Raw genomic sequence first — 13,492 nt, forward strand, 5'->3', positions numbered from 1 at the left:
AGAGTGAGGATTACAAAAACCCAGTGAATTAGTCACCCCCCGGTTATAAATTTACTGGGTAATTTTATTCTAGGTATCAGATCTTGAACAAACGTTAGCAGAAAAACGAACATAGACAGTTCCAGAGAAATCTCCTACAACTTCTACCTCCACATCAGCTTCATTGGTATCCTCTGGTGCCGTTAGATCATCTTCGTATACACATGTAATTGCGTCACCCAATTCATCTACAATTTCCAACCTATAATCTTTCAGATAAAAACTGGTATTTGTATTTATAAGTAACATATCTCCGTCAGCATCAAAAGAAATCAAGCCTAATGCTACGGTTGTATTATTACCTATGAAAATTGGTAATGGTTCTGAATCTGTTATTGCTATCCAATCGGTAAGATCAGTTACATCAGTTCCGGCCACGTAAACTCTTTCACAGTCGCCAGCTGATGGTAAAGTAGGACACTCTGCAACTGAATCACCACATGTTGGATCGGGATCTCTTACACAACCAGGATTCTCATTTTCATTTAAGATTTCGTCTCCATCAATGTCTGAATCACAAACGTCTCCTATTCCATCTTCATCCAGATCGGCTTGATCTGTATTGGGAGTAGCTGGGCAATTATCCTGTCCATTAGGTATTGTATCATTATCACAATCAGCAGCAGGATCTTGAGGATCACACTCTTCTCCATTCCCATTTCCTGGATCATCATCCTCATCACAGAATAGGATATGGAAATAATCAATAGTGCCATCTTCACGAACACTCTCCATTATTTGTGACCAGGTAAGATTAAGAACAATTTCTTCCTCAGCAGGAGTTGGATAATTTCCTTCCCAATTTGATAAAGTTGCAATTATTCTTATATATTCTGTAGTACTGGTTTCATCAAACATAGGCGCTGGAACTGCGAAGCAGAAAGGATCAGCATAATAATCACCGGTATCTTCATCAAATCCATAGCTATCTTCTGGTAGATCCATGCTTGTATACAAAGTTCTATCTTCGTCTCCACCGGTATATATAACCTCAAGGCTGTAATTGGCAGTATAGTGTCTTCCATCATCATCACAATAGTTTGCAAAAATACACACTTCGTGAAGTACCTCAGGTACCAGATCAAAGAATTGGTAACCATATAAATTTACCTCACGGTCATCAAAACACAGCACTTCAATATCAACATATTTTTTTGAACCTGCTCTTATTGGAAAGTTATATGGAAGACCCTGATTCACAAAAGCTCCATATTCACTGGTAGTTGCCGGTGCAGCCCAAATAACGGTAGATCCTGCATCATCTGGATCACCATCATATACCAGGAAGGTAGTGACTGAAACCGTAGCTGTTTTATCATCAGCATTTGCTACAGGAATTTTTAAATCTTCGTCATAATCAGTGAAAAAGCTTCCATCTTCGCTTAAAATAGGAACATTTACATTAATAACACCTTCCAGGTCTGTACCTGCATTATGTGTTAATTCTATATGCGCATAGGCTGGAGCGTCAGATGAACAGTCGGGAATACTTTGCTTGACCGCTGCACGGTTTACAAAGTCATTAAGGGTTGCCCCCAGACTTAATTCAGCAAAACTCTCTGAACCTGGATCGTTGTTTAAGGTTCCTTCCTCATCTTTTGTACACGAGGTAAAAAAGAGGGAAAAAACGGCCACAATGGCCAGATATTTTCTTAGAAGTATCATAATTAAAGTTTTTGGATTAAATATTTAGAATGGTTAATAAACTACCAGAAGGTTTCATACCCTCCTGGTAGTTGGCTTTTCATTTTAATAACAAGCTACGGCATGAACAATAATATAGAAGTCATTACTATAGTCTCTTGTCCAGGTATAGGTAAGAGTATTTGCATCCACTTCATCATTAAGGTTATATTGCCCGGGTGCAAAAACATCATTTCCTGATGGTGCAACTTCACTTAAATTAATATGAAGCTCACTTAAGCTTACTCCGGGTTCCAGTGTGATTTCCAGAGTAATATCATCACCATTAACAGAGATCTCCGCTGTAGCAATATGTTCTCCTTTGGAAGTATTATTCTGTGCAGCACCTGCCCAAATATCGAGAGTATTACTACTTCCATCTATACCTGTTTGGTAGTGTTCTGCCCAACCCCATCGATTAGCATTTGCTAAGGTATTAAGAGCTGTATCTCCTTCCATATAGGCGGTTTCGCAGGTATCCCCACCTTCTTCAGGACATCCATTATTAGATTCTGGACCTGCCTGGTAAGGACATTCATCTTCACAATCATTTAATCCATCACTATCAGCATCTCCAGCACAATCATCAATAGGACAACCACCATCTAATGGATCACCGGCTTCTTCTGGACATTGATCACACCCATCTGGAATACCATCTTCATCCATGTCTTCATCATCATCATAGCCTTCACATAAATCATCTTCATTAGGTACGCAGTCACCATCGGTATCCTCTTCAGTTATTGGACAATCAAGTATAGGGTCATCTCCACAGTTAAAGAAAATATGTTCATAATCTATAGTGTCATTATCACCAAAATATGATTGTACATCGTTCCAGCTTAAATAGATGATTTCAGGGTCTTCAGCACCAGGTGTTCCGTAATTGTCAGCCCAACTAGCCAAAGTAACGGTTACTCTTAAGTATGCCTCAGTGTCTAACTCGTCATACATAGGAGCCGGAATTGCTAAACATAGTGGTTCAGCATACCAGTCACCCGAATTATCATCTTCGGTATTTCCGGTTTCAGGAGATCTATTGGTATATAAGTTAATATCATCCTCTCCTTCTCTTATATAATCTATATCAATATTATAATTTGCAGTATAATGTTTACCATTATCGGTACAGTAGTTAGCAAATACACAGAACTCGTATAATTCTATTGGAATAAGATCAAAGAATTGGTATCCATATAGATTTACATCTCTATCGTCAAAACATAAGACTTCAACATCCAAATATTTTTTAGATCCTGCTCTTAAATCAAAATTGATAGGTAAAGCATCATTCACAAAGTTCTTATATTCACCTTCGTCAGTTGGTGCTACCCATATGGGTGAAACACCTTCTCCTGGTTCTTCAGCATACACCATAAAAGTGGTAAGGCTTACTGCGGTTGTAGTTTCGTTAGCCGGAATTGGAATTTCCAGATCTTCTTCGTAATCAGTGAAATAAGTGTCACCATCAAAGAGAATAGGTACAACTACATCTTCAGTTCCCAATTCGTGGGTAAGTACTATCCAGGCATACATTGGTGTATCATCAGAACATTCCGGGATTTCATCTGAAATAGTCTGACGATTATCATTCACAAGATCATTCAAAATAGCACCTATAGAGATACTACCCATTTCCTCGTTTACAGAGGGCTCATTGGTCTCTTCTTTACTACAGGACGAAAATAGCATCCCCGTAGCCACAAAAATGGCCAGCATTAATTTTAAATTCTTCATTGTTTCTATGTTTTAAAAGGAATTAAAAAGGTGTCCCAAAAACTGGGACACCTTTTAAGAGTTTTTAGTACTCTTCAAATTCTCCACAAGCCAGTGGTGTCATATCAGACTCATGTAACACAGCTGTTCTATTAGCTAGATTAGCAGCTGCTACCTGAGCAGGAGTTAAAGTAAAAGTCCTGGTGTAGAATAAGTTTCCAGCTCCGTCAGCTACAGGCCATACATCTCCTGTATAATCAAGATCCCAAATTGGCGAACCAAAAGCATCACAACTTGCATTTTCATGGATATGTTGTGGTACATCTCCTGGAATAAGTTCAGTAGCTGCTGTAGTAGCAGTTAATTGATTCCCCTGTAACTTCAGGTATGCAAATCCTACAGCATTTGAATCACCTAAATTCTTTAAACAGGCTTTGTAACGTTTAGCTTCTGTTCTTGGGTCATCAAATGGTGGAGGGTTATCGCCACCACATCCATAATTAAAGTGGTAATAATCCATTGTTGAATCGTCGTCTTCACTATAAAACATTCTAATTTCTTCATCAGTGATAGGACCAGCAAGAATTACTTCTCCTGCATCGTCTGAACTATACTCATCGGTATTATCTAATGTAATTTCAAAATAGTAAGTATCAGTTTCAGCGGTATCAGGTAACCAGAAACATAATGGATCTGAATAATAGTCACCAGTAGTATCATCTTCATCTACAGTATTAGATTCAGTGTAAATTGGATCTCCAACTGCTTCTGAGCCCATCCATACATTAACTGTATAACCGGCTACGTAGTGTCTACCATCTTCTGAAGGACAGAAGTTTCCAAATAAACAGAATTTAATTAGCGGAATTGGTACAAGGTCAAAGAATTGATATCCGTATAAGTTTACTTCTCTATCATCGAAACATAAAACTTCTACATCAACATATTTCTTTGAGCCGGCTCTAAGTTCAAAATTAATTGGAAGCGGATCGTTTACAAAGTTTTCATACTCACTATCTTCTTTTGGAGTAACCCAAATTGGCAATGTACTTTCACCCGGTTCTTCGGAGTACACCCAGAAATCTGTTACACTAACAGAAGTAGTAGTTTCTCCGGCAGGGATTGGAATTGCCAGATCTTCATCATAATCTGTAAAATAAGTAGTTCCATCAAAATTTACAGGAACAACTACGTCTTCTTCGCCCAAATCATGGGTTAGAATAACTCTTACATACATGGGAGCATCATCGGAACATTCAGGAATAGACTGTTTTAGTAATCCCTGTCTATCCAGGTCGTTTAAAACTGCTCCCAGGGAAATGCTCGCCATTTCTCCATCGGTTCCCACATTGTTTGTGGGTTCATCTTTACTACAAGATGCAAATAACATCGCGATAATAACGACGCTTGAAAGGTAATTTTTTAGGTTTTTCATAACACTAAAGTTTTGGTTAATAAATATTTAGAATGGTTAAAACAATATATATAAATATGACTCTGTAAAGAGCATCTTGATATATCAATACTACTTGTTGGGGGGCTCAAAAAAAATAGGCTGAGGTAAATACTAGTGAAGTGGGGTGACTAGTAATTCATATGATAAATGTAGTCTAATTCTTTCCTATCATGCTATAGGGGTTTTCTCCCCTATTTTACCGAAAAGTCTAATTTTTAGACTTTTTGATAATCTATAAGCTTATGATTTATCGCATATATTATGCTCTCCAGGATAGTATCAGAGTTGGTTCTCTTTATAATATTAGAACGATGTTTTTCTATTGTTTTTGGGGAGATAAACAACGCTTCAGATATATCTTTGGTTTTATAGCCTTTAATAAGTAATTCAATAATTTCCTTCTCTCTATTAGTGAATTTAAAATCGGTGAGCTGGCTATTTTGTTTGAAGCAATTTTCTACTTCTTCAGAAGCAGTGCCTATTCGGTCATTAATCACTTCGCTTTCTTCCATAAGATCAATAAACATGACAAATTGATGCCCAAAATTCCTGTTTAACTTAGAAAAATTAATACGGGCATTTCTCACCTTATCATTCCTTAATAGTAAGGCAGTCTTAGTGGCTGCCTTTATATGTTTACCGCGGGCAAAATTTCTTAAACTATCTTTAACCTTTTGTACATTTTCGCATTTCACGAAATCGGTAAGTTTTAAACCCTTTTTCTCTTTCACATCAAAACTTTGCTTAAAAGCATCGTTCATCGCTACAATTTCATTTTGATCCAGTAGCACTACCGGTTGGGAAATAATATTAAACATTCCCATAAAAGCGTCTTTCCAATAATTGGAAAGTGAACGGTTGCTATATACCAGTTTTACAATCTTCCCGCAAAGTGCCTCTATAGTAGGAGAGTATATAAACTCATCTACTACTTTTCTAAATCTACTTTCAGCTTCGGCCCTATATCGTTCTTCGGCATAAACAACCAGCCAGGCTTTAGTAAGAAAATGATTTGATTTAAAATTGGCGATATTCTTAAAATTCCTACCCGATCTAAAGGAAGAATAATCTAATAAGATTATATCGGGTAATAAATTAAGTGCCATGTTAAAGCCAGTATGCAAAGAGTTTGCGTGAGCTACTTCAAATTGCATACTAACACCCTCCTGAACACAGTCTACCATACTTTGTTTGTTGGTAATAAGCAACAACTGCTTTTTTTCTGTTATCATAATACATCAATTTTGCGGCTATTTAGCCAGTTAGTAAAAACTGTGGAGTAGGTCCACAAAAAATTAAATTGATAGATTTAAAACATAACAATAGAAGGGTCTGGATGTTTTAAATCTTACGTGGGGGGTTAAAAATAACGGGGCAAAACTGATGGGGCTAAAAACTACCTACTTGTAGGTTTAATACTTTTCTGGGGGGATGAAAAAAATTTCATGAAGATTTGGTATCTCAAATATAGGGGATTAACCTTATTTTATGCAAAAAAATAAAGTAATATTATACTGACAATCAACAGAATAAACAAAGGATAAAAGGAACATTATAGCCGATAAATTCTATGTTTTTAAAAATTTGTTTTTTCACCACCTTAACTACTCTAAAATTTTATTGCTAATTCCTCTTTCAAAAACTTTAAACCATAATTAACACTACCAGAAACTTCCTTTCTTTTTAGTTAGCAACACTTTAAGTACCTTTGCCCCCTTGATAAAAAATATGGCTAAAACCGAAGAATTTATAGAAGTATTAGGGGCTCGCGTCCATAATCTTAAAAATATAGATGTTAATATTCCAAGAGAAAAACTGGTGGTAATTACCGGTCTCTCAGGTTCAGGAAAATCATCCCTGGCATTTGATACTATTTATGCCGAAGGACAGCGCCGTTATATAGAAACATTTTCGGCCTATGCAAGGCAGTTTTTAGGAGGCCTGGAGAGACCAGATGTAGATAAAATTGAAGGTCTCTCTCCTGTTATTGCCATAGAGCAAAAAACCACCAGTAAAAATCCGAGAAGTACGGTTGGGACTATTACAGAGATTTACGATTTCTTACGCCTACTTTATGCACGTGCCGGTGAAGCTTATAGTTATAAGACCGGGGAGAAAATGGTTAGCTATACCGATAGCCAAATAAAAGACCTCATTTTAAAAGATTTTAAAGGAAAAAAAGTAAGTGTTTTGGCTCCCGTGGTAAAATCCAGAAAAGGGCATTACCGTGAATTATTTGAGCAAATAGCCAAGCAGGGATTTCTTAAAGCAAGGGTAAATGGGGAAGTTAGGGACCTTGTAAAAGGAATGAAACTGGACCGGTACAAAACCCACGATATAGAGATTGTAATAGATCGCTTAAAAATTGATGATAAGACCGATGCGCAAAAGCGCCTGGATGAAAGTATAAAAACCGCAATGTATCATGGTAGTGATACGCTAATTATTTTAGACCAGGAAACTGAAAATGTTCGGTATTTTAGCAGGAATTTAATGTGCCCCACCACGGGAATTTCTTATCCTAATCCTGAGCCCAATACTTTTTCTTTTAATTCGCCTAAAGGTGCCTGTCCAAGCTGTAACGGGATTGGCACTTTATACCAGGTGAATATTGATAAAATTATTCCAGATAATTCTAAGTCAATCAAAAATGGAGCACTGGCTCCTCACGGTCCGCAAAAAAAGAACTGGGTTTTTTCTCAGCTGGAATTAATTGCTGAGCGCTGGGACTTTAAACTTACAGATCCTGTTTCTAAAATACCAGATGCTGCAATGAAGTTTATACTTTACGGAGGCAAAGAGACTTTTACCAAAGAATCTAAAAGCCTTGGTGTAAACAGGGAGTTTAAGATTAATTTTGAAGGCGTAGCAACTTTTATTGAAACCACTTTTAATAATAACGATTCTACTTCTTTAAGACGCTGGGCTAAAGAATATATGGATAAAGTTGAATGTCCCGTTTGTGAAGGCAGCCGACTTAAAAAGGAATCGCTTTATTTTAGAATTAACGATAAAAATATAGCCGAACTTTCTTTAATGGATATTGAAGATTTGGCTAAATGGTTTGTTGGGTTAGAGAAAAAGCTAAGCGAAAAACAAAACAAAATTGCTTCTGAAGTTATTAAGGAAATTAGAACAAGAATTGGTTTCCTGGTAGACGTTGGGCTTACCTATCTTTCCCTTAACCGCGGTTCTAAATCGCTTTCTGGCGGAGAAGCACAACGTATTAGACTGGCTACACAAATTGGTTCCCAATTAGTAGGTGTTCTTTATATTTTAGATGAACCAAGTATTGGTTTACATCAGCGTGATAACGAAAAACTTATTAATTCACTTATTTCTCTAAGGGATATTGGCAATTCTGTGATTGTGGTAGAACACGATAAGGATATGATAGAACGCGCCGATTATGTGATTGATATTGGCCCCAGAGCCGGAAAACACGGTGGTGAAATTATAAGTGAAGGCCCGCCTTCAGAATTATTAAAACACGATACGCTTACTGCTTCCTATCTAAACGGAAACAAAGAAATTTCAGTACCTAAAGAAAGAAGAAAAGGAAACGGAAAGCATATAGAACTAAAAGGAGCAACCGGAAACAACCTTAAAAATGTTTCTATTAAAATTCCTTTAGGGCAAATGATTGCGGTTACGGGAGTTTCGGGAAGTGGAAAATCCACGCTTATCAACGAGACGCTTTATCCTATTATGAATGCCCATTATTTTAATGGCGTAAAAGAACCAAAACCATATAAAAGTATTAAAGGTCTTGATAATGCTGATAAAGTAATTGATATTAACCAGACACCAATTGGTAGAACTCCTAGATCTAACCCAGCTACGTATACCGGCGTATTTTCAGAAATCAGGAGTCTTTTTGCTAAAACCCCTGAGGCGCTAATTCGTGGTTATAAACCCGGAAGATTCAGCTTTAACGTAAAAGGCGGGAGATGTGAAACCTGTAGAGGTGGCGGATTACGAGTTATAGAAATGAATTTTCTCCCAGATGTTTACGTAGAATGTGAAACCTGCCAGGGAAAACGCTTCAACCGTGAAACTCTTGAAATTAGGTACAAAGGAAAGTCTATTGCTGATGTTCTGGAAATGACAATTAACGATGCAACAACTTTTTTCGAACCTATTCCGAAGATATATAGAAAATTAAAAACCATAAAAGATGTTGGTTTAGGGTATATCACGCTTGGCCAACAAAGTACCACGCTATCTGGAGGGGAAGCCCAGCGAATTAAACTTGCTACAGAACTTTCAAAACGTGATACGGGAAATACTTTTTATATTTTAGACGAACCAACCACCGGTTTGCACTTCGAAGATATTCGGGTATTAATGGATGTTTTAAACGAATTAACAAATAAAGGAAACACCGTACTTATTATAGAACATAATATGGATGTAATAAAAATGGCCGATTATATAATTGATATTGGTCCCGAAGGCGGAAAAAATGGCGGAAAAGTTATCGCTAAAGGCACCCCAGAAGAAGTGGCCAAATCAAAAAAGAGTTATACTGCCAGTTTCCTTAAAAAAGAATTACACTAACTATACTAATTATAATATGAATAAAAATCTTAAAAATAAAGCCTGGAACGAAATTAAAACAAACGATTCATGGGCCATATTTAAAATAATGGGCGAATTTGTAAATGGCTACGAAAAGCTAAGTCAAATTGGTCCTTGTGTTTCAATTTTTGGTTCAGCCAGAACCAAACCAGATCAAAAATATTATAAACTTGCTGAAAAAATATCTAAAAAAATCGTTGAAAACGGCTACGGCGTAATTACCGGCGGTGGACCTGGAATAATGGAAGCCGGTAATAAAGGGGCCCATCTTGGGGGCGGAACTTCTGTAGGATTAAATATAGATTTACCTTTCGAGCAACACGACAACCCATATATTGATAATGATAAAAGCCTGGATTTTGATTACTTTTTTGTTAGAAAAGTAATGTTTGTAAAATATTCACAGGGATTTGTAGTTATGCCGGGCGGTTTTGGAACTTTAGACGAACTTTTTGAAGCCATTACCCTTATTCAAACCCATAAAATTGATAAATTCCCTATTATTTTAGTGGGAAGAGATTTTTGGGGAGGTCTTGTAGACTGGGTTCAAAAAACACTTTTAGATACCTTTCAAAACATTAGCGCTCCAGATATGGATCTTGTTCAGGTTGTAGATACCGAAGATGAAGTTATTGAAATTCTAAACGAATTCTACGGAGAATATAATCTTAGCCCTAACTTTTAATTAAATCTTAAGAAGGGAAAAAAACTTTGATTATATTTAGCTCGAATTCTGTGTTACGTTAAATATATTCCCATTGAGATTTTATCTATTTTATTTATTTTTTTTTGTGGGAATTGGATGGGGTTTTGCACAAAACTCCATCTCCTTACAAGCTCACTTAAACGATAGTACACATACTTTTACTATAGAGCAGGAATTGGTGTATACCAACTCCAGTAACGATACTCTTACCCAAATTTATCTTAACGATTGGGCAAATGCCTTTAGTGCAAAAGACACTCCCCTTGCCAAACGTTTTGCCGAAGAATTTGCGAGGCGCTTCAGGTTTGCTAAAAATGAAGAGCGAGGCGCTACCTATATTAATAAACTCACCAATTCCGAAAATGAAGCCTTAATTTGGGAACGCCCATTCCTGGCTCAGGACCTTATTAGAGTTAAACTTTACAAACCTTTACTACCCGGTAATAGCATCACCATTAATTTAGGTTACCAGGTAAAGATTCCTATAGATAAATTTACGCGTTACGGGGTAGATTCAAATAATAATTATAAACTGCGGTACTGGTATATTACTCCCGGCGTTTATAAAAACGGGAATTGGGAAGTTTATAGCCATAAAGATTTAGGCGATCAATATAATGCAATGCATGATGTTGAAATTACCCTTACCACTCCACCTAAATACTATGTAGGCTCGGCGCTGGACTTTGAAAGTGTTAGTACTACTAATGGCTCAAAAACCGTAAAACTTTCAGGGAAAGATCAGTTAGACACTAAATTATACCTAACCAACTCTTTCATTTTTGAGTCTATTAGAACCGAAGATCACGAAATATTTACAAATGTAGATGATGATGAACTTCAGCCTGAAATAAAAAGAATTTTATTAAATCGTATTTTAAAATACTATAATAAAAGACTTGGGGAATATCCTCATCAAAACATTTTTGTAACACGGGACGATTATTTAATAAGCCCTATTTATGGTTTAAACCAATTACCGGGCTTTATTCGTCCTTTTCCAGATGGTTTTCAGTACGATATTAAGCAGTTTAAAACCATTACCAATTATTTGCTGAAAAATTCGGTGCACATTAATCCGCGGAAAGAACAATGGGTTCATGATGCCATCCTGGTTTCTTTAATGATAGATTATGTAAATGAGTATTATCCTAATATGAAACTTTTAGGAAACCTCAGTAATATTATTGGTATACGATGGTTTCACGCAGCAGACCTTGAATTTAACGACCAGTACCAGTTTCTTTATATGAATATGGCAAGAATGAATTTAGACCAACCGCTTAGAACCGCGCAGGATTCCCTGGTTAAATTCAATAAAAATATTGCCAATGCCTATAAAGCCGGAGTCGGCTTAAAATATCTTGAAGATTACCTGGAAAACGATAAAGTTAAAGATGCAGTTAAAGATTTCTACCAGGAAAATAATATGCGCCCCACTACTGCAAAAGATTTTGAGCAGAGCTTAAAAAGCCATGCAACAAAAGATATTTCGTGGTTTTTTCAGGATTATGTAGACTCTAATAAAAAAATAGATTTTACCATTCAAAGACTAAATAAAACAAAAGATTCGCTGCGGGTAACCATTAAAAATAAAAGAAATACCAATTTTCCTATTTCTTTATATGGTTTAAAAGATGGAGAAGTAATCTTTAAAAAATGGGTAGATAATATAGATAAAACCAAAACAGTTGAAATCCCAAGGCAGGGTGTAGACCGGCTCGCATTAAATTACGAACAAAATATTCCGGAATTCAATCAACGGGATAATTATAAAGCGGTGTCTAAACTCTTTAATAAACCGCTTCAGTTTAGGTTACTTCAGGATATAGAAGATCCCCGGTATAACCAGTTGTTTTTTATGCCAGAATTTAATTATAACCTTTACGATGGTATTTCTATTGGGCCCAAATTGTATAATAAAACGGTTCTTTCAAAAACCTTCAATTTTAATATTTCACCTAAATATGGTTTTAATAGTGAAACCATAGTTGGCTCGGCTTCCTTTAGCAATACACACCAGTTTGAAAATAAGGAACTCTACAAAATTTCTTACGGTATTGGAGGTACGCGCTATTCGTATGGCTACGATCTCTTTTATGAAAAATATACCCCTTTTTTAAGTTTTTCTTTTAGAGATAAATATTTACGGGATAATGAGCGTCAAAATCTGTTGATTAGAAATGTAAATGTAAGACGGGATAGCGATCCTGATAAAACTTTAGACGAACCCAATTACAATGTTTTCAACATTAATTACAGGTATAGTAAGCCTCATTTAGTAGATTATTACAGCGCTTCTTTTGATTTTCAACTGGCTGAAAAATTCAGTAAAATTTCTATGAGCCTGGAGTATAGAAAACTGTTTAGAAATAACAGGCAAATAAATCTTCGCTTATTTACCGGAACATTTTTGTACAGCGATAATATGGAAACCGATTATTTTAGTTTTGCCTTAGATCGCCCTACAGATTATCTTTTTGATTACAATTACTACGGAAGAAGCCAGGGCTCCGGTCTATTTAGTCAGCAAATTATAGTGGCAGAAGGTGGGTTCAAATCTCAACTACAGCCCGAATATGCCAACCAATGGCTAACTACTTTAAATGCCAGTACTAACCTATACAAATGGTTTTTTATATATGGCGATGTAGGTTTGGTTAAAAATCAGCACCAAAATGCGCGGTTTTTATACGATTCTGGGGTACGCCTGAGTTTAGTAGACGATTATTTTGAAGTTTTCTTTCCTGTTTATTCCAATTTAGGCTGGGAAGTAGCCCAGGAAAATTACGATCAAAAAATAAGATTTATCGTTTCCTTAGATATAAATACATTAATTAGGTTATTTACCCGTCGCTGGTATTAACAAATATTTAAATGCTTAGGTAATTCTTAGCATTCTTCAATTCAATTACATATTAATCAGTATTTACTATTAAAACTGATATTTCATTTCAGTAAACACAATAAAAATCCTTTAAAATACACTTTTCTTAAAATATTTTGATTTTAATGAATTGTGTACAATCTAAGTTTTCGTTACATTTGTTATTATTCATAAATTACGTTCATGCAAAGCGAAACAAAAACTAAAGATTCAATTTCATTTGAAGATTTCAAGGCCGAGGTGCTGGCAGATTACAACATAGCCGTTACCAGCCGGGAATGTAGCCTTTTGGGAAGACGTGAAGTGCTTACCGGGAAGGCTAAATTCGGGATCTTTGGCGATGGAAAAGAAGTGCCACAGCTTGCTATGGCAAAGGCTTTTAAAAATGGTGATTTTAGGTCTGGTTACTATCGTGATCAAA

At 36.1% G+C, this 13,492-nt stretch carries 8 protein-coding genes; 4 read left to right on the plus strand and 4 right to left on the minus strand.

Annotated elements, in window-relative coordinates; genetic code table 11:
* Nucleotides 1-69: 69 nt before the first annotated feature.
* The 4 genes from AACZ30_RS09560 to AACZ30_RS09575 form a co-directional block, all read right to left on the minus strand.
* Nucleotides 70-1,704, minus strand: a complete 1,635-nt coding sequence (locus AACZ30_RS09560) for a thrombospondin type 3 repeat-containing protein (RefSeq protein WP_339649046.1) — start codon at nucleotides 1,702-1,704, stop codon at nucleotides 70-72.
* Nucleotides 1,705-1,788: 84 nt separating this feature from the next.
* On the minus strand, nucleotides 1,789-3,462 hold the full coding sequence (locus tag AACZ30_RS09565; RefSeq protein ID WP_339649047.1) for a hypothetical protein: 1,674 nt from the start codon (nucleotides 3,460-3,462) through the stop codon (nucleotides 1,789-1,791).
* Nucleotides 3,463-3,526: 64 nt separating this feature from the next.
* Nucleotides 3,527-4,876 (minus strand): hypothetical protein, encoded by a 1,350-nt coding sequence (locus AACZ30_RS09570; RefSeq protein WP_143083607.1) that lies wholly within the window; start codon nucleotides 4,874-4,876, stop codon nucleotides 3,527-3,529.
* 236 nt (nucleotides 4,877-5,112) lie between these two features.
* The gene (locus tag AACZ30_RS09575; RefSeq protein WP_075326485.1) at nucleotides 5,113-6,129 is read right to left on the minus strand and encodes a LuxR C-terminal-related transcriptional regulator; all 1,017 of its coding nucleotides are present in this window, start codon (nucleotides 6,127-6,129) and stop codon (nucleotides 5,113-5,115) included.
* 496 nt (nucleotides 6,130-6,625) lie between these two features.
* Here AACZ30_RS09575 and uvrA point away from each other — a divergent pair, with 496 nt between their 5' ends.
* The 4 genes from uvrA to AACZ30_RS09595 form a co-directional block, all read left to right on the plus strand.
* Entirely contained in the window at nucleotides 6,626-9,457 is a 2,832-nt protein-coding gene (uvrA, locus tag AACZ30_RS09580) for an excinuclease ABC subunit UvrA (protein WP_339649048.1), read from the plus strand.
* Nucleotides 9,458-9,473: 16 nt separating this feature from the next.
* A complete protein-coding gene (locus AACZ30_RS09585) occupies nucleotides 9,474-10,163 on the plus strand; it encodes a TIGR00730 family Rossman fold protein (protein ID WP_075326482.1) in 690 nt (229 codons plus the stop codon).
* 73 nt (nucleotides 10,164-10,236) lie between these two features.
* Entirely contained in the window at nucleotides 10,237-13,050 is a 2,814-nt protein-coding gene (locus tag AACZ30_RS09590) for a metalloprotease (RefSeq protein ID WP_339649049.1), read from the plus strand.
* 204 nt (nucleotides 13,051-13,254) lie between these two features.
* On the plus strand, nucleotides 13,255-13,492 hold a 238-nt coding region (locus tag AACZ30_RS09595; RefSeq protein ID WP_339649050.1), incomplete at its 3' end, for a hypothetical protein.

The sequence above is a fragment of the uncultured Salegentibacter sp. genome (assembly GCF_963972535.1).
Taxonomy (GTDB): domain Bacteria; phylum Bacteroidota; class Bacteroidia; order Flavobacteriales; family Flavobacteriaceae; genus Salegentibacter.